This is a genomic window from Brevibacillus sp. FW301-21C12A (assembly GCF_058788915.1).
This window is the reverse complement of the sequence record NZ_JBYTBG010000006.1, coordinates 26,370-43,561: the sequence shown is the minus strand read 5'-3', so window position 1 is coordinate 43,561 and position 17,192 is coordinate 26,370. Positions and strand designations below refer to the sequence as shown.

12 protein-coding genes and 7 pseudogenes are annotated in these 17,192 nt (G+C 56.5%); 1 reads left to right on the top strand and 18 read right to left on the bottom strand.

Translation table 11 applies throughout. The annotated features are described in order from the left end of the window. Window positions 1-7 precede the first annotated feature (7 nt). The 16 genes and pseudogenes from AC3WQH_RS05965 to AC3WQH_RS05890 form a co-directional block, all read right to left on the bottom strand. Window positions 8-1,543 carry a spore germination protein gene (locus AC3WQH_RS05965; RefSeq protein WP_492331942.1) on the bottom strand — a complete coding sequence of 512 codons (1,536 nt, stop codon included), beginning with the start codon at window positions 1,541-1,543 and terminating at the stop codon, window positions 8-10. A gap of 140 nt (window positions 1,544-1,683) precedes the next feature. Continuing rightward, a pseudogene (locus AC3WQH_RS05960) lies at window positions 1,684-2,166 on the bottom strand (LVIVD repeat-containing protein); the annotation flags it as partial. A gap of 262 nt (window positions 2,167-2,428) precedes the next feature. After that, window positions 2,429-2,875: pseudogene (locus AC3WQH_RS05955) on the bottom strand (amino acid permease); the annotation flags it as partial. A 56-nt stretch (window positions 2,876-2,931) separates the two neighbouring features. After that, window positions 2,932-4,215: a kynureninase gene (gene kynU / locus AC3WQH_RS05950; RefSeq protein ID WP_197187647.1), complete on the bottom strand. Its 1,284-nt coding sequence runs from the start codon at window positions 4,213-4,215 to the stop codon at window positions 2,932-2,934. Between the two features lie 22 nt (window positions 4,216-4,237). Then, entirely contained in the window at window positions 4,238-4,432 is a 195-nt protein-coding gene (locus tag AC3WQH_RS05945; RefSeq protein WP_007776590.1) for a 4-oxalocrotonate tautomerase, read from the bottom strand. Window positions 4,433-4,488: 56 nt separating this feature from the next. Then, window positions 4,489-5,213 (bottom strand): annotated as a pseudogene (locus tag AC3WQH_RS05940) (2-keto-4-pentenoate hydratase). Between the two features lie 3 nt (window positions 5,214-5,216). Further along, window positions 5,217-5,896 (bottom strand): annotated as a pseudogene (locus AC3WQH_RS05935) (hydroxymethylglutaryl-CoA lyase-like TIM-barrel protein). 25 nt (window positions 5,897-5,921) lie between these two features. Continuing rightward, window positions 5,922-6,206 (bottom strand): annotated as a pseudogene (locus tag AC3WQH_RS05930) (acetaldehyde dehydrogenase (acetylating)); the annotation flags it as partial. Next, window positions 6,207-6,650 (bottom strand): annotated as a pseudogene (locus tag AC3WQH_RS05925) (amidohydrolase family protein); the annotation flags it as partial. Between the two features lie 9 nt (window positions 6,651-6,659). Continuing rightward, window positions 6,660-7,198: pseudogene (locus AC3WQH_RS05920) on the bottom strand (3-hydroxyanthranilate 3,4-dioxygenase). A 235-nt stretch (window positions 7,199-7,433) separates the two neighbouring features. After that, the gene (locus AC3WQH_RS05915; RefSeq protein ID WP_327920771.1) at window positions 7,434-8,198 is read right to left on the bottom strand and encodes an IclR family transcriptional regulator; all 765 of its coding nucleotides are present in this window, start codon (window positions 8,196-8,198) and stop codon (window positions 7,434-7,436) included. 181 nt (window positions 8,199-8,379) lie between these two features. Beyond that, on the bottom strand, window positions 8,380-8,739 hold the full coding sequence (locus tag AC3WQH_RS05910) for a DUF1294 domain-containing protein (RefSeq protein WP_026557750.1): 360 nt from the start codon (window positions 8,737-8,739) through the stop codon (window positions 8,380-8,382). A 3-nt stretch (window positions 8,740-8,742) separates the two neighbouring features. Beyond that, a complete protein-coding gene (locus AC3WQH_RS05905) occupies window positions 8,743-9,360 on the bottom strand; it encodes a DedA family protein (RefSeq protein ID WP_025844155.1) in 618 nt (205 codons plus the stop codon). 181 nt (window positions 9,361-9,541) lie between these two features. Next, window positions 9,542-10,207, bottom strand: coding sequence for a DNA alkylation repair protein (locus tag AC3WQH_RS05900; protein WP_035423007.1), 666 nt, complete (start codon window positions 10,205-10,207; stop codon window positions 9,542-9,544). A 51-nt stretch (window positions 10,208-10,258) separates the two neighbouring features. Beyond that, window positions 10,259-12,037 (bottom strand): B12-binding domain-containing radical SAM protein, encoded by a 1,779-nt coding sequence (locus AC3WQH_RS05895; RefSeq protein ID WP_005829315.1) that lies wholly within the window; start codon window positions 12,035-12,037, stop codon window positions 10,259-10,261. Window positions 12,038-12,177: 140 nt separating this feature from the next. After that, the gene (locus tag AC3WQH_RS05890; protein WP_005829317.1) at window positions 12,178-12,684 is read right to left on the bottom strand and encodes a MogA/MoaB family molybdenum cofactor biosynthesis protein; all 507 of its coding nucleotides are present in this window, start codon (window positions 12,682-12,684) and stop codon (window positions 12,178-12,180) included. Window positions 12,685-12,862: 178 nt separating this feature from the next. On the opposite strand from AC3WQH_RS05890, the gene AC3WQH_RS05885 reads away from it, so the two are divergent. After that, window positions 12,863-14,305 carry an aminotransferase-like domain-containing protein gene (locus tag AC3WQH_RS05885; protein ID WP_005829318.1) on the top strand — a complete coding sequence of 481 codons (1,443 nt, stop codon included), beginning with the start codon at window positions 12,863-12,865 and terminating at the stop codon, window positions 14,303-14,305. Window positions 14,306-14,460: 155 nt separating this feature from the next. On the opposite strand, the gene leuB is transcribed toward AC3WQH_RS05885, so the two are convergent. Next, the gene (gene leuB / locus AC3WQH_RS05880) at window positions 14,461-15,555 is read right to left on the bottom strand and encodes a 3-isopropylmalate dehydrogenase (RefSeq protein WP_492331941.1); all 1,095 of its coding nucleotides are present in this window, start codon (window positions 15,553-15,555) and stop codon (window positions 14,461-14,463) included. 78 nt (window positions 15,556-15,633) lie between these two features. Next, window positions 15,634-17,169: a 2-isopropylmalate synthase gene (locus tag AC3WQH_RS05875; protein ID WP_005829322.1), complete on the bottom strand. Its 1,536-nt coding sequence runs from the start codon at window positions 17,167-17,169 to the stop codon at window positions 15,634-15,636. Window positions 17,170-17,192 lie beyond the last annotated feature (23 nt).

The window sequence follows — 17,192 nt, the reverse complement described above, 5'->3', positions numbered from 1 at the left end:
TGCCTGCTCACGGTTTTTCATCCTCTCTCATGCGGATTTCATCCTGGATGTGAAACATCGTCGGGCGAGTTCTCAACAAGTGATGGGGCGCACGGATGAACAAATCCTTCATCCCCTTCAGATTCAACGGGCTAAGCGGCGACATGTAGGGCACGCCGAACGACTTGAGCGATGACAAATGAATCAGGATGACGATCAAAAACAGCATGATTCCGTACAGGCCGAACATTCCTGCGAGCAGCATGACCGGGAAGCGCAGCATCCGAATGGCAATCGCCGCACTGTAGCTGGGCGAAGCAAAGGAACCGATGGTCGTCACCGCCACGATGATAACCATGACAGGGCTGACCAGACCCGCGGATACGGCTGCCTCCCCGACCACCAGCGCCCCGACGATCCCGATCGTAGGTCCGATCGGCCCTGGCAGCCGGACGCTCGCCTCCCGCAAAATCTCAATCGCCAGCTCCATGAACAGCGCCTCTACCAGCGAAGGAAACGGCACCGTCGATCTCCCTGCCGCCATCGCGATGACGAGCCGGGAAGGAATCATCTCAGGATGAAACGAGCTAAAGGCGATGTAGAGCGAAGGCAACAGCAGCGCAATCGTAATACTGATAATGCGGATAAATCGCAGCAACGTCGCGATGTAAAACCGCTCGTAATAATCCTCTGGACTTTGGTAAAACTGGGAAAAAACAGCCGGGGCAATCAAGGCAAAAGGCGTTCCGTCCACCAGAATGCTCACCTTGCCTTCCAGCAAGTTTGCCACGACCTTGTCCGGCCTCTCCGTATTTTGAATCTGCGGAAAGGGCGACCAGCGGCGGTCCTGAATCAGTTGCTCGATGTAGCCGCTCTCCAAAATCGAATCGACGTTGATTTTCTCCAATCTCGCCAGCATTTCTTGCACCATCGGCGGATGGGCCAGGCCATCAATGTACATGACGTAAACATCTGTCTGCGTCCGTTGGCCGATCACCATATGGCGCACTCTCAGGTTCGGGTCTTTCAGGCGAAACCGGATCAAGGCGGAATTGACGCAAAGCGTCTCGCAAAAGCCGTCCCGCGGCCCGCGCACGACAGACTCGGTCTGCGGCTCGTCGACGCTTCGGCGGTCCCAGCCCCGCGTGTTGTTCAAATACGCTTTGTTGTCGCCATTGCGCATGAGCACGGCGCTTCCTGACAAGATGTTGCGAATGACCTGTCTCAGCCCGTCCGTCGACTCCAGCTCATTGGATGCCGGGAGGTCGTCGGGAATTTTCGGATCGGACATGTACACAATGATAAACTCGCTGATGATGTTGCGCTCGACCATCCCGTCGAGAAAAACGATGGCGCAATCGGTGTCGCGCTTGTCGCGAAAGCGGCGGACGACCAGGTCGTCGCATTTTCCCAGCTCTTTCTCGATCATGGTAATGTTTTCATCCACATCCAGCGAAAGCTCTATATCCGAGACACTTTCCATGCTTCGATCGGCATGATGGTGTAACGCCTTCTCCTGAAGGGTTTCCTTCCGCTTTTGCCACGCTTTCCAAAACTGGCTCAACGCTTTCCCCTCCTAGATCGTGGGCATGCGATTTCGAGTACGGATAGTGTGCCCAAGAAAGGAAATGAAAACCCATTTTATGCGAAGAAACGAAAAAGGCCCGACAGATGTCGGACCTCTCTCATATAGCTGCGCTCGACTTATTGTTTGCTTGCGGGCAAGCCTTTTACCGGCTCTCCCAGCAGCGGAGTGGAAAGAACGTAAATGCCGTGGTTGGAGAAGGCCCAGATCAGGTTGCGGTCCCACTCAACGAAAATGCTGTGCACCGGGTTGGAATGCTCGCTCTGCTCAAAACTGCTGCCGTCGTTGCGCAAATACTCGCCGGACATTTTCGGCACAAAGTAAGCGCCAATCGTCGGTTTGTTCGGGTCTTTCAGGTCAAACACTTGCACACCCGCGTTGTAGAACGCATACGGCATCACGGTCTGGCTAGGCGTGCCCGGCTGAATCGCCGCATAGCCGCTGTAGTAGACCATTCCCGTCGTCTCGACCTTGGTCACGTCGATGTTGTCGCCTCCGGTTCCGCTCACGCTCATCGGCATGTCAATGTGGGACACGGCTTTCATGTTGTTCGGGTCGCTGATGTCAACCACCAAGAAGCCGTAGCCGCCCATGGCCGCATACCCGTACTTGCCGCCTTCTTGCGCGGGTCAGTAATGTCGTACACGTTGTACATCGTCGTCTCGTAGTCGTACAAATACCGGCGGCCGTTCAGGTCAAACGTGGCCTGCCAACAAAGCTGTTGGTCTGGGTTGCCCCGGCTGCATCCACTGCCGTCAGTGGAAAAAGCGCACCTGCTGCGAGCGCAGTGGCAAGCCATGCACTGACCACCCGCTTCGTCTGTTTCTTTTTCAATGAATATTCCCCCCTGCCTGTTTTTTCGTCTTCGACAGTACCGAACAGGTTCACACTGGTAGCGTTTACATAAAGGAGTACGGCTGAGAAAATGACGATCCAGACGATGCCCGGCACATCAGGGAACCAGTATTTCATGTAGACAGACATCGCGGACACTTCGGTGCCGACTGCGCAGACCAGGCTGAACCAATAGGCGTAGCGGACGGAGAAGCCTGCCCACGGATTGACGTAGCGCTCCGCGTGAGCGCCGAACGATCCTGTCGTCGGATGCGCGACGGTCATTTCAGCCAGGCAGCCCATCAGCAAAAGCGCGATGACCGCCCCGATCAAATAGCTGACGATCACGCTCGGCCCGGCAAAGCCAATCGCCATCCCGCTTCCCAAAAACAGCCCGGTACCGATTGCGCCCCCGATGGCAATCATGGCTAGCTGGCGGGTGGTTAACCCGCGCTGCAGCCCTTTTTCACGCTCCATGATGTCCTGAAAATGGTTTTGCTTTGACAATTGCGCACACTCCTTTGCCCAAGCGACTAGGCGACAACACCGCGCTTGTTCTCGAATTTTTCGTACCGTTTTTCTTGCATGATCGCTTTTAGCACCTGCACGCTTTCCCACACCTCGGTGTACGTGTTGTAAAAAGCAACCGGAGCGAGGCGAATGATGTTCGGAGCGCGGAAGTCAGGGATGATGCCGCTCTCCTTCAACGCCTTGCAAATCCGGACGGCTTCTTCGTGCTCCAGGCTGACGTGGCCGCCGCGGCGCTCGTCTTCCTGCGGATTGGCAATGGCAAAGCCCATGCCTGCCAACTCCACTTCGATCAAGTCCATCATGTAGCGGGTCAGCTTCAACGATTTTTCCCGCAGCTTCCCGATTGGCACTTCCTGGAACATTTCCAGCGAGCCGATTAATGGTGCGACGCTCAGCATATGCGGTGTGCCCAGTTGATAAGCGCCTGCCGTCTCGCATACATCCAGCGTGTGCTCCATATCGAACTGTTTGTCTTTTTTCGAGCTGTACCAGCCAGTCAAGCCCGGCACTCTACCAAAATGCTTGCGGTTGACATACAGGCTTCCGACGCTGCCAGGGCCGCCGTTGACGTATTTGTAGTTGCACCAGTAAGCGAAGTCGACTCCCCATTTGCTGAAGGAGTGCGGGATCGCTCCGACCGAGTGGCAGCCGTCAAAGCCGATGAGGATGCCTCTTTCGTGCGCCGCTTTGGTCAGCCGTTCGATATCGAGCAACTGTCCGCTGCGATAGAGCACGGTCGGCAAGATGACGAGCGCGACTTCCTCGGTCATGGCGGCGATGATGTCGTCCTCCTCGATCAGATGGCCATCCCGCGAAGCGATGCGAATCAGCTCTTTCTCTGGGTCCAGGCCGTGCAGCTTGATTTGGCTTTGCAAGGCGTAAATGTCTGTCGGAAAATCAAGCTCGGTCGCGATGATTTTCGTTCTTTTACCTTCCGGGTGATAAAAGGTGGCGGCGAGCTGGTGCAAGTTGACCGTGGTCGAGCCTGTGACGATTACTTCCTCGGGCTCCGCGCCGACGAGAGATGCGCTCATTTCGCCCAGTTTTTCTGGCAGGAAAAACCACGGATGCTCGCCGGTTGTCCACCCGTCAATGCCGAGCTCTTTCCACGACTGCAAAATGTCCTGCAAGCTTTTCTCCGCTCGTTTGGACATCAGTCCCAAGGAATTGCCATCCAGGTACATCGAAGGCAGCAAGTAAAACTCTTCGCGGTATTTCGCCAACTCGTCCTGGGCATCCAGTTGCTGCGCGTAGTTTTTGCTGAGTGGAATGGATGATTGAGCCATCGTAACCTCCTTGAAATTTCCGTTACAGAAAACGGGTTTGTTCTTTTGTGACTCCCCCCACGCCCCAGTGGGAAGGGGGAAGCTCTGTTACCAGCACGCGGACCTGGTCCGGCTTTACTTGCAAGCTGGCAGTGACAGCCTGGGTAATTCCCTCGATCATTTGCCTGATCTGTTCCTTGTCTCGCCCTTCCAGTATGGACACCTGTACAATCGGCATCAAAACCACCTCTGTCTTTTTCGGCAGTCCGAAAAGTCGCTGCCCGTGTTGGCTGTCTATGCCTGACAGCCAAAGGAGACGCTGCCGAGGCCGTCGACAGTGACCGTAATGACATCCCCCGGCTCGAACGGAATCGCTTCCGTGATCGCGCCGGACAGGACGATCTGGCCTTTTTTCAAGCCCAGGCCGCGCTCGCCCAGCTTGTTGACAGCCCAGGCCATCGCCGCTGCGGGCGAACCGAGCACGGCCGCTCCAGAGCCTGTAGTTTGTATGACGCCATTTTTGCTCATGACCACACCGGCCAGGGCGAGATCGTATTCGTCGGGCGCTACCCATTTGCTGCCGACGAGAAAAGCCGAAGAGGAGCAATTGTCCGCCACGACGTCCGGGAGGGTGAAGCGGAAGTTTTCGTAACGGCTGTGCCCGCCAGATCGTCCCCGAGCAAAAACGCGATTTCCGGCTCGGCCTTCGGATGGATGAAGCGTCGGTAGGAAAGCGGCTCCCACTCCAGCGCGAGCATCCCGTCCGTCAAGTAGCCGTAAATCGCTTCGTGCACGCCCATCACCTGCTGCTTGGCCCGGCTGGTCAAGCCCAGCTTCAAGCCGATGCAGCGCTCGCCATCCGCTTCCATGCGCGCAATCAGTTGCTGCTGAAGCTCATAGGCCGTCGCAATGGGCAAATCGGGGCAGCGGGCTGTCAGCTTCTCCACCTCGCGCCACTCGCGGTATGCCGCAAGTAAATATTCGACCATCTCTCTCTGTACTTCCTGCGTCACTGCCATTTGTCATCTCCCCGCCCTTTGCAGCTTCGCCAGCTCAGCCGCCACATCAATAATCATGTCTTCCTGCCCGCCGACGGCTTTGCGTCTGCCGACTTCGAGCAAAATATCCCGCGGATCGACGCCGAAGCGTTTGCCCGCCCGCTCTGCATGCAACAAAAAGCTGGAGTACACTCCCGCATAGCCCATGACGAGACTGCCTTTGCGGATTTCCTGCGAATGCGGCATGATTGGACCGACGATGTCTTCGGCGACATCCATCAGTTTGTACAGGTCGATGCCGAGATCGACGCCCATGCGATCGAGCACCGCGATCAACACCTCTGTCTGCGCGTTGCCCGCTCCTGCGCCGAGACGTCCGCTTCGGTCACATGCGTGGCTACCCGGACAAGTCCCGCCCCGCGCTTTTGCGCTTCTTTCAGTTCATGCACCGTGCCGATGCCCGGTATGAGCAGCACCGCGACTTTTGCTTGCCTGCACGAAGCGACCGCCGCTTCGATCAGCTCCATTTCGTCGACGAGCGAGCGACCGTACTGGATCGTCGAGCCGCCCAGACCGTCTCCGTGACTCACCTCGATGTAAGGAACGCCTGCCTCATCCAGCCCTCGGGCGACGGCCTGCACCTGCTCGCGCGTGAACTGGTGGGCGACGACGTGGCTGCCGTCGCGCAAGCAAACTTCTGTCATTTTGATTGGTCGATCGCTATTTTGTTCAAAGGCTTACCCCTCTCCCATCCAAAAGATGACGGGCGACCTCTTCTCCCACCCGCACAGCCGCAGCCGTCATGATGTCCAAATTGCCAGCGTAGGGCGGGAAGTAGTCTCCCGCACCTTCGACCTCCAGAAATACGGTCACGCGATTTTCTTCGAACAGCGGCTCCTGCTTCAGCCGATAGCCGGGAACGTACGCTTGCACCTGCTCGACGATCTCCAAAACAGACTGGCGAATCGCCGCCTCGTCCATCTGCTTTACTTCGCACTAAACGGTGTCGCGCATTTCGTGGCCGAACCGTTCGAGCAACAGCCGGATGTTCAGCGGCTCGTAACTCAGCGAGTCGAAGTAAAAGTTTTTCGTATAGAAGCTTGGCGGCTGCTCTGTCACGCGCAGATGCGGCCAGACGTTCCAGCCTTGGTCCAGGCGCGGCATCCGCTCCCGGCCCAGCGTCTCCCACGGATGGACAAACAGCGGCACGTCCCACTTCGCGCAGCTTTCAAAAAACGGCAGGAAGGCCGGATCGTCGAGGTTTTGCCCGTTGATGTTCGTGCCGATCTCGATTCCTTTCAGCCCTAACTGATGAATGCAGCGATCCAGCTCGCGGATCGAGCGGTCCACGTCCTGCAGCGGAACCGTTCCGAGTCCGATGAACCGATCGGGATATTGGCGCACCGTGTCGGCGATGAAATCGTTTTGCAGCCGGGCCATCGCTTCCGCCGCCTCTGCAGAGGAAGTCTATTCTGGCTGCCATTCGTTCACTTCCTCGGATGCTACATGCCCGCAGTTTTTGCATGTCCGCAAATCTTCACTGCCATTGAACGCATGAATCGCTTCTTTTACTTGCTTTTCGATATCTGTCAACTGCACGCGTGTCCGATGCATCTCGTGGTCGCATTTTTCGCAGAACCAGACGAGGTCTTCCAGCTCGCCGTGATCGCGGTTGCGCTCGATGACCAGGCTGATCGTATCTGCCACGCGATGCGGGGAATGCGGGACATTCGCTGGAAAGAGAAACATTTCCCCCTCGCGCACCGTCACTACCTCCCGCTTGCCTTCGGCGTTGATGATTTCCACGTAGCAATCGCCCTTGAGCTGGTAAAAAATTTCTTCGGACGGGTCGACGTGGAAGTCGCGGCGCTTGTTCGGGCCGCCCAGCACCATCATCATCAGCTCGGCATTTTTCAGACGACCTTGTTGTTCACTGGCGGTTTCAAACTGTCCTTGTTTTCCTCGATAAACTTCCAGATGTTGACCGGTTTGGTGATGGTGCTCATGATACGACACGCTCCCTTTGGCTGGTTTGGATTGGTTTGCTGCAAAACAACGTCATCGTCGGCCGGGGGCGGCAAAAGCAGCAGCTCTCCCTGGCAAAACGGCACATTTCTTCGAACAGGCGGCAGGGGTTTGGGTATGGTTGACGAATGGTTCTGTACAGACTTCTTTCTGTGGTGTTTTCGGGTGGCCGCTTGAAAACTGCTCCAGCAAGAGGGAAGTCTCTTTTTTTGCCCATCAGCCTCGATACCCAAACCGCCTGGAAAGCGCCAGTGCGGCATGCTTGACTTCCTGAATGAACGTCGTCATTTTGTCGTCGGAGAAACGGTGCTTGGGCCCGGCACAACTGATGGAGGCGATCACCTTCCCCTCGTGGTTGAAAATCGGTGCGGCTACGCATTTCAAGCCGATCTCGATCTCTTCGTCGTCAATCGCGTACCCTTGCTCGCGAATTTTTTGCAGCTCCCGCTTGATCGCCTCCGGGTCGGTCAGCGTAAACGGGGTAAGCGCTCTCAAATCTGCTTGTTGCAAGATGCGATCGACAGTCGCCTCGTCCAAATAGGCGAACAACGCCTTCCCTCCCCCCGTACAGTACAAGGGAGCGCGCTTTCCGAGCATGGAGTACATCCGCAGAGAAGCAGGCGCCTCGACTTTTTCCACGTACACCACTTCGTCTTTGTCGAGCACGACCAGGTGAACCGTCTCTTGCAGCGTCGCCACGAGGCTCTGAATGATCGGATAGGCGAGATTGCGCAGCTCCATTCCACTGCCGACCAGATTTCCCAGCTCGAACAGGCGCAGCCCCAGCTTGTACTTTTGATCGGTCGGCTTTTGTTCCAGGTACCCCCTGTGCTCCAATGTTTTCATCAAGCCATGAACCGTGCTTTTCGACAGCTTCAGGCGATCACTGATCTCCTTGACGCTCAGCTCTGGCTCGGTGAGAGAAAACAACTCCAGGATGTCGATGGCTCGATCTACCGATTGGATAAACTTCTCGCTCATGTTCCTCCTCTTCGTTCGATATTATCGAACGATATTCGATAATGTTGACTACATTTCTTATTATAGGCTTGATTCCCGAAATGCGCAATCTACAATTCAGAGTTTTCTGACAGTAATCTTTTTTGCAAGCAGCCAAACAAAAAAAGAACCTCGCGCCATCGTTGCTCACGAGATTCTTGCTTTATTGTCGGCCGATCCAGACGACCAGCGCAATTTGCAACATACAAAACAGTGGGACCAAAAACAAAAAGGAGGCGTGCCGGGTCTTGTGGCGATGAATCAGCATCCCCGCCAATGCGCCTGGCCCTCCGCCGAGAAAAGCGGCCAAAAGGAGACTGGCCTCGGGAATCCGCCAGCTTTTCTTTTTCGCCAGACGCTTGTCCGCACGCATCAAAAACCAGGCATAGCCGTTCAAAACGAGGGCGCCCGCAGCCACGACGATCGCCTCGTAGCTGAAATACCCCGCAAGGACGAGGAGCCATCCGGCCGCAAGCACCAGATTGCGATTGCGCCTGTGGATTGCCACCTGCTCATGTCTCATCGCCTACTCTCCTTTTGCCCGAAACGCCCGGTTGCTGACGATGACCTTGCGCACGATCAGCCAGGCGGCCAGCGCGACTACGATGACCAGCAAGGCGTAGAAGCCGTACTGGCGAATCATCCCGATAATCGCCTCCACGTTGTTTCCGAACACGTAGCCGAGGAAGTAAAACGCGATGGTCCAGACAAGCCCGATCGGATACGAAAGCAGCGCGTAGCGGCGATACGTCATGCCGCCCAGCGCCACCAAATACGGAACGACGTGGCGGACAACCGGGAACAGGTAGCTGATGCACAAAGCCGTCGTCCCGTATTTCTCCAAAAGACCCGTGGACCGCTCGACGGCGTGCCGCATCTTTTCGCTTTTGGACAGCCATTGCAGGATCGGCTTTCCGAAGTATTTTCCCAACAAAAAACCGATGGTCAATCCGGAGGCAACGCCCATGTACCCGGCCAAAAACGAGTAAAACGGGTCCAGAAGGCCGATCGAGGCGAGAAAGCCTCCGGTCGCCACGACCAGCTCATCCGGAATGGGCAAGCCGACGATTCCCAGCCAGAGCAGGAAAAAAATCGCGACGTAGCCGTATTGCTCTATGATTGACATCAGCAGGTTGATTTCCATGAGGCAAAATCCCCTATCTTCGCCACTGGCGGCAAAATCTTGCGCAGGCTGGCAGCGGCTCTCGTGCAGTATGTGACTCTTAGTAATTACGTACAAACACGTAAAAAGGTACTTGTCTATTTTGCAATAGATGAACCATTTTTATCAAGCGAAGAAATCACGGACAAAAACAGCCCGTCCATCAGCCAAGATGCTTGAGCGCCTCCCGCCTGCTCAGGTTCGACAGCACAGTCCTTTCCACAAAGCCACGCACTGCTTCCGGTTCTGTCTTGGCATACTCCCGCAAAGCCCAGCCGATTGCTTTTTGGATAAAAAACTCCTTGGAAGCCGCACAGGACTCAATCAAGGCGAAAAGCAGCTCCCGATCCGTCTTGGCCTTGTAAGAAAGCTGAAACAGGAGCGCCGTCCGCGCGAGCCACATATTATCGCCTTTGACCCAGTCAGTCGTGTTCGGGCGGATCAGCTCGGGGTAGCGGGAAAAAAGCGTGCCTGTTGTATGTGCGGCGAGATAGTCGACCGTATCCCACCACGACTTCGTTGTAATCCACTTGACTACAAGCGGCAGGTGCTCGGGTGTCAGTTGCTTTTTCGTCTTTGCCAACAGATCCATTGCCACGTATTGGTACTCGCGCTCAGGCAATGCCCACAAGCGCGCCACGACCTGCTCCCAGTCTTGCGGGATGCCGTGCTCGCGAAACAACTGTCTGGACAGCTCGCGGCGCAGCGGAGCCTTGATCCCCAAAAAAGGAAACTGATTTTTCATGTACCGCTCCATCGGCCCGGCGTTCTTGGCATCCGCATGGCTCGCGAGCAAGCGGATAGCCGCTGTCGTAAAGGCACACGTCATCGCGCTCCCTCCTTCCCCGTGAAAGCTCGTGCTGCTTCGCTTTCCCTGCGATCAGCCGGCAGCATGTACCTCCTGATTCACGACTGCAAAATCGTTCTTATCTTCCTTTTTATACGGATAGTACACGACCAGCGTAAAATCGCCCTCGATAACTTCCCCGGTTCTCAGCCACGTCTCAATGTCAAACGTCACCTTCGCCGTTACCGTGTGCTTGAAATAGTCTTTTTCCAGAGCGGCATGCGCGGCAAAGTCTTCGCGCAGCCGGTCGCGCTGCTCGTAGATGGCGGCGTACGTCTTTTGCATCGCCTCTTTGTCCAGGACGTCCTCCCACCACAGCTTGCGCGGACGATGCTTCTGGTTGCGCAAGTAATCGAACTTCATCAAGCTCTGCACATGCCCAAGTCCCTCCACGTTCTCGTGCTGCAAAAAAGCTTGCAGTCGCAAAAACAAATCTTCAAGCTGATGGCCGATGCGGCTCCAGCCCTGCTGCTCCCAATAGTCGCCAAACGTCTGGAAGAAGTCAAACGGCGTCTCGAACTGATTCGCCAACAGCCACTCCAGCGTGAGGTCCATCCGGTGTGCGTTCCAGTATTTTTCCAGGACGTCTTCCACCCGCTTGATCTTTTGCATGTCCGCAAACGAGAGGACGTTGTTGCCCAAAATCTCGTACGGCGCTTCATCCATGAACACGTAGCCGTGGTTGGCGGCACGCGCTCGCACTCCGGTCCCGCGCAGCATTTTCAAAAAGCCGAGCTGCAACTCCTCCGGGCGCAGGGCGAACACATCGTTGAACGTCTTGCGGAACGACTGGTAGTCTTCCTCCGGCAAGCCTGCGATCAAGTCCAGGTGCTGGTCGATTTTGCCCGACTCCTTGATCTGCGTCACGGTTCTGGCCAGACGGTCGAAGCGTTGAATCCGCTGTACGAGGCGGTTTGTCTCGTCGTTGGTGGATTGGACGCCGATTTCGAAGCGGAAAATGCCCGGCGGTGCGTTTTCAGTCAAAAAGTCGAGCACGTCCGCCCGCAAAATATCGGCCGTAATCTCAAATTGAAACACCGTTCCATTGTGGTTGTCGATGAGGAACTGGAAAATCTCCATTGCATACTTTTTATTGATGTTAAACGTGCGGTCCACGAATTTAATCGTCTTCACACCGTGGCGAATCAGCCGCAGCAAGTCTTCCTTGACCCGCTCCAGGCTGAAGTAGCGCACCCCGTCTTCAATGGAAGACAGACAGTACTGGCATTTGAACGGACACCCCCGGGATGCCTCGAAATAGACGACGCGGTTGTTCAGCTCGTCGAGATGATCCGCATAGGGCGACGGAATCGTATCCATCTCTTCAATCTGGGCTCTCGGTGCCGAAAAACGAACGTACTCGTCGTCGCGATAGGCGATTCCCGCTACATCCCGCAGGCGAGGAGGCTTGCCCTCGGCTTTCGCCTCCTGATAGGCTTGCAGCAGCTCCAAAAAAGTCTGCTCCCCTTCTCCGATGGCGATCACGTCAATCTCCGGATGCTTTTTCATCCACTCGTCCGCGTCGTAGGTCACTTCCGGCCCGCCGAGAATGACAGCGACGTCGGGGCATACTTTTTTCAGATTGCGGATCACATCGAGCGTCTCGCGAATGTTCCAGATATAACAGGAAAAAGCGACGATATCGGGCTGTCGCTTGTAGATGTCTGCGACGATGTTGAGCGTCACATCGTTAATCGTGTACTCCACCAGCTCGATGCCCGGAAAAGCTTTCTGGGCGTAGCTGCGCAAATAGCGCAAGGCCAGCGAGGAGTGGATGAACTTGGCATTTAAGGTCGATAGTACAATCTTCATGGATGGGTCTACTCTCCTTGCACAAAATCCGGCGACGAAAAAAACCATCAGGCAAACGATGGTCTGGCGTCCAACCGGGCGATTCCTTTCGTAACAGTACCATACGAGGCCAGAGCACGGCAAATCCGGCCCGGCCCCGCTCAGCGATTCAGTTCGCGCACGACATGCCCCAGCTCAGGCACAATCAGCCGATTCATCGCGAGCTTGACTGCCCCAGTCGAGCCAGGCGTGGAAAAGATCATTTTTCCCCCTCTGGTGCCCGCCACAGCGCGGCTGAGCATGGCCGCCGACCCGATGTCCTCCGTATAGCTCAGCATCCGAAACAGCTCGCCGAAGCCGGGCATTTCCTTTTCCAGCAAACCGGAGACGGCTTCGAACGTGTTGTCTCGCGGCGAGATGCCTGTCCCGCCGTTGAGCAGGATGACTTGCACCTCGGGATGCGCGATTCCCGCTTCAATCGCGGCAGTCACCTCGGCAGGCTCGTCCTTGACGATCTGGTAGAGGGCGACGTGATGCCCTGCCTCGGTTAATAGTTGCCTCATTAATTGTCCGCTCTTGTCCGTCTCTTCGGTTCGCGTATCGGAAACGGTAATGACCATGCACGTCACCTGTTTTGGTGACAGCGCCTTGTGCTCCTGTGTGCTCATATCGTGATCTCCCTCATTTTCTGCTGGCTTGTTTCTCTTATTCTACCATTTTCTCTCGGCACGGGTCTTGCCAACCGTCCTTTTGCAACGATTTCTTCACTTCTTCTACCCTAGAGGACGCTGTTTTCGATATAATGCTGGTGACAGTTATTTTTGACAGACAAGGAGGCGTACCCGGATGGCAGAACGCCCATTTTTTTCGTTTCATTTTCACAAGCAATCCCATACGCCGATTTATGTGCAGCTAGCCGACCAACTGAAAACGGCTATTCTGCGCGGGGCCTTTCTTGTAGACGGACAACAATTGATCTCGCTGCGGGACATGAAAACCGTCAGCGGCTGCTCGCTGGAAACCGTGAAAAAGGCGTACGACCATCTCGCGCTGGAAGGCTGGCTGGAAGCCGTGCACGGCAAAGGCTACTACCTGACGACGCTCGCAAAGGAAGCTCGTCTGGAAAGCCGCTTGCCGTTGACCGACATCCCGATTGCCTCGCTGGCTGACTCCTCGCCCCGCCCTGGCGAAGAGCTGGTCAAGCGGCTGCGCGGCGCTTTTTACGACAGTTTGACCGTGCTGGACGAGCCTTCCGCGCAAAAGAAAATCAGACGGACACAGGCGGCCAAAGTATTCGCCGATCACCTGAAGAGACGCGGCTTGCCGCACTCGCCCGAGCGCGTGCTGCTGTTCAACCGCAGCACCAGCGGCTTCGCCTTTCTCGCGCAGCGTGTCATGAATCCGCGCGATGTCGTCTACGTAGAGGAATACAGCTACCCGGTCTTTTTGCGCCTGCTCAGCCAGTGCGGGATCACCGTCCGCCCGATCCGCCTGGACGAAGAAGGAGTCAGCATCGAAGCGCTCGATGCCGAACAGGAGCACTACCCGGCCAACTGGCTGTTAATCAACCCGCACTACCACTTCCCGACAGGCATCAGCTACTCGTTGAAGCGCAAGGAAGAGTTGCTCGCCTGGGCTGAACGGCACAGCGTGCGCATCGTGGAAAACGACCACTACGGCGACCTCTGGTTCGAGGAGCCGAGCAAGCCGATCTACGAGATGGCTTTTCAGCAAAAAAGCCCTGTCGAGGTGTACTACCTGCACTCTCTGTCGAAAACATTGGCGCGCGACCTGCAGCTAGGAGTCCTGATGCTGCCTGCCGATTTTAGCGAAGAGGAACTGGAACGCTACAGGCAGATCGTGTCCATGACCGGAGCAGAGCCGTCCTTGCTCGTCGTCGAGGCAGCGGTCCGGCTGCTCGACGATCCATGGTTTTCCGAGGTGTATTTGGCGGACCGCCGCGCACTGTTCCAATCCCGCTTTTTGCGGCTGTGGAAGGAAAAGAACCACGCTCTCCCGGCCCACGCGCGCATGTACCCGATCACGGGCGGGCTCAACACGTGGATCGAGTGGGGCACGCCGACCGCAAACGCGACCGAGCTGGAAGAAAGAGTCGTCGCCATCCTGCGCGAAGAAGGTCTGGAGCTGACCTGCGGCCATGCGTTCCGCGTAGCCGACGAGCCTGCTGACACGAAGCGCCGCCCGGCTGTGCGCTTCCCGCTCGCTCCGATGGAGGAACGGGAGCTGAAGCATTGGCTGCATCGCTTGGGAGCTGCGCTGCTGCGGTAATATTATCGGGGGCCAGACAACGATACGCCCGTATGCCGGCGAGAGCAGAGGGCGTATTTTCGCTCGCCAAAATGGCTCAATCACCATCGGCTGAACGCGCAAAAACCCTGCCGCTGTCCATCTGGACGCCGTGGCAGGGTTCTTTTTTGCTTTTTTTACTTAGGCTGCCATTGTTTGGACAGCTCGTCGCGCACGAGTTGGCCCATTGCTACTGTGCCAATCGCCTTGCTCGGATCTGCCGCGATATCGCCTGTGCGGTGTCCCGCTTCGAGGACGGACCAGACGGCGTTTTCTACTGCCGCCGCAGCCTCATCCATGCCGAGCGAGAGGTGGAGCATCATCGCGACAGAGAGGATCGTTGCCAGCGGATTGGCAATGCCTTTTCCGGCGATGTCAGGAGCGGAGCCGTGCACCGGTTCGTACAGCCCGAAGCTTCCCGCTGCCAGACTTGCCGAGGCCAGCATGCCGATCGAGCCTGTCAGCATCGCGGCCTGGTCGCTCAAAATGTCGCCGAACATGTTTTCCGTCACGATGACGTCAAACTGCTTCGGAGCGCGCACGAGCTGCATCGCGCACGAGTCGACCAGTTGGTGGGACAGCTCGACATCCGGGTAGTCGGCCGCTACCCGCTCTGCTACCTTGCGCCAGAGGCGGGAGCTTTCCAGCACGTTCGCCTTGTCGACAGACACGAGACGCTTTTGGCGTTTGCGAGCGATCTCAAAGCCTACACGGATAATCCGCTCGACTTCCGCTTCGGTGTAAATGCATTGGTCTTCGGCTACTTCGCCGTTCGGACCGTCGTAGCGCTTTTTCTCCCCGAAGTAAATGCCTCCGGTCAGCTCGCGCACCACGATCAAATCTACGCCGGACACCACTTCCGGCTTGAGCGTAGAAGCTTCGACGAGCGAGCTGTGCATCGTCGCCGGGCGAATGTTGGCAAACAGCCCAAGCTCCTTGCGAATCCCCAAAAGTCCTGTCTCCGGGCGAAGGTGCCCCGGATTTTGATCCCACTTCGGGCCGCCTACTGCACCGAGCAGCACCGCGTCGGCCTGCTTCGCCAGCTTGACGGTCGCTTCCGGCAGCGGAGTTCCGTCGGTGTCGATGGCGATTCCGCCGATCCGGCCTTCCTCGCACGTAAATGTGACGCCTTCTCGCTCTCCTACAAGCTGAAGGACTTTGACTGCTTCCTGCATGATCTCTGGTCCGATACCGTCACCAGGAAGAACGGCGATGCGATAATTTTTCTTCATCGTTTATCCCGCTTTTCTTTTCTGTAATGGTTTTTCGTTCCTTGCTGGTTTCTTTTTTCCTATCCAATCCGTTTTGTTCTAGTTTGCAGCGACTGGCACGGATTCCCCGCGGCGCTCCAAAATTTTGTTGATCGCGCGCACGTAGGCGATCGCGCTCGCTTCCAGCACGTCTGTGCTGACTCCGCGGCCAGTGACGGTCAGCTCGCCTTGCTGGAGGCGGACGAACACTTCGCCGAGCGCGTCCTGTCCGTGCGTGACCGAGAGAATTTTGTAGTCGATCAAGGTGACTTCTTCGCCTGTGGCGCGGTCAATCGCCTTGTAGATCGCATCGACGGAGCCGTTGCCAATCGCCGCTTCCTCGACGACCGAGTCGTCAGCCCGCTTCAGGCGGACGCTTGCCGTCGGCACGGAAATGTTGCCGTAGGCGAGCTGCACCGATTCGAGCTGAAACGCTTCGGCACCGCGAACCATTTTTGTATCGATCAGGGCAAGAATGTCGTCGTCCGTAATTTCTTTTTTCTTGTCGCACAATGCCTTGAAGGCGGCAAAGGCGGCATTGACTTCCTCTTGGTCGAGGTGGTAGCCCAGTTCCACCAGCTTTTCCTTGAACGCATGGCGGCCAGAGTGCTTGCCGAGCACCAGTTTGTTCGACTTGAAGCCGACCGACTCCGGACGAATGATTTCGTAGGTGGTGACTTCCTTCAAGACGCCGTCCTGGTGAATGCCGGACTCGTGGGCAAAAGCGTTCGCGCCTACGACGGCTTTGTTGCCCGGCACGATCATTCCTGTCAAACGGCTTACGAGCTGGCTGGTCCGCGCAATTTCCTTCAGATGAAGCTTGGTTGTCGCCTGGTAATAGTCCTTGCGTGTCTCCAGTGCGAGCGCCACTTCTTCCAGCGCCGCGTTGCCTGCGCGTTCGCCGATCCCGTTGATCGTACCTTCTACCTGTGTAGCTCCGCCTTCCACGGCAGCCAAGCTGTTTGCGACAGCCATGCCCAGGTCATCGTGGCAATGACAGCTCAGGCGGATTCCTTCTGTCTCTGGCACGCGCTTTTTCAGTTCGCGGAAAATGTTGCCGTACTGGTACGGCGTCATGTAGCCGACGGTGTCCGGAATGTTCACGGTTGTCGCGCCTGCCTTGATGACCGCTTCCACTACCTCGGCCAAAAAGTCGATCTCTGTCCGCGCCGCATCCTCTGCGGAAAACTGTACTTCTGTGAAGTATTTTTTCGCATAGGTGACCGCCTCCACCGCACGAGCAAGGACCTGCTCCTTGCTCATGTTCAGTTTGTACTGGCGATGGATCGGAGACGTTGCAAGAAAGACGTGGAGGGATGCGTTTTGCGCGTTGCGCAGCGCTTCGTACGCCTTATCCATGTCGTCTTTGACGGCACGTGCGAGACTTACGACGGTGGAGTTTTTCACCCGCTTCGCCACTTCGGCCACAGACTTTTGGTCGCCTGGGGAAGCAGCCGCAAAGCCAGCCTCAATTCTGTTTACGCCCAGCTTTTCCAGTTGAAGGGCGATCTCCACCTTTTCGTTCGTGCTGATGTTGACGCCCGGAGACTGCTCCCCATCGCGTAATGTCGTATCAAAAATCTCAATGGTCCGCATGAACTTTTCACCTCCACTTTTTT

What these genes read in the sequence shown, in the direction of transcription:
- kynU (WP_197187647.1), bottom strand. Translation starts at nt 4,215, where the DNA reads ATGGCTCAATCATCCATTCCACTCAGCAAAAACTACGCGCAGCAACTG.
- AC3WQH_RS05945 (WP_007776590.1), bottom strand. Translation starts at nt 4,432, where the DNA reads ATGCCGATTGTACAGGTGTCCATACTGGAAGGGCGAGACAAGGAACAG.
- AC3WQH_RS05915 (WP_327920771.1), bottom strand. Translation starts at nt 8,198, where the DNA reads ATGAGCGAGAAGTTTATCCAATCGGTAGATCGAGCCATCGACATCCTG.
- AC3WQH_RS05910 (WP_026557750.1), bottom strand. Translation starts at nt 8,739, where the DNA reads ATGAGACATGAGCAGGTGGCAATCCACAGGCGCAATCGCAATCTGGTG.
- AC3WQH_RS05905 (WP_025844155.1), bottom strand. Translation starts at nt 9,360, where the DNA reads ATGGAAATCAACCTGCTGATGTCAATCATAGAGCAATACGGCTACGTC.
- AC3WQH_RS05900 (WP_035423007.1), bottom strand. Translation starts at nt 10,207, where the DNA reads ATGACGTGTGCCTTTACGACAGCGGCTATCCGCTTGCTCGCGAGCCAT.
- AC3WQH_RS05895 (WP_005829315.1), bottom strand. Translation starts at nt 12,037, where the DNA reads ATGAAGATTGTACTATCGACCTTAAATGCCAAGTTCATCCACTCCTCG.
- AC3WQH_RS05890 (WP_005829317.1), bottom strand. Translation starts at nt 12,684, where the DNA reads ATGAGCACACAGGAGCACAAGGCGCTGTCACCAAAACAGGTGACGTGC.
- AC3WQH_RS05885 (WP_005829318.1), top strand. Translation starts at nt 12,863, where the DNA reads ATGGCAGAACGCCCATTTTTTTCGTTTCATTTTCACAAGCAATCCCAT.
- leuB (WP_492331941.1), bottom strand. Translation starts at nt 15,555, where the DNA reads ATGAAGAAAAATTATCGCATCGCCGTTCTTCCTGGTGACGGTATCGGA.
- AC3WQH_RS05875 (WP_005829322.1), bottom strand. Translation starts at nt 17,169, where the DNA reads ATGCGGACCATTGAGATTTTTGATACGACATTACGCGATGGGGAGCAG.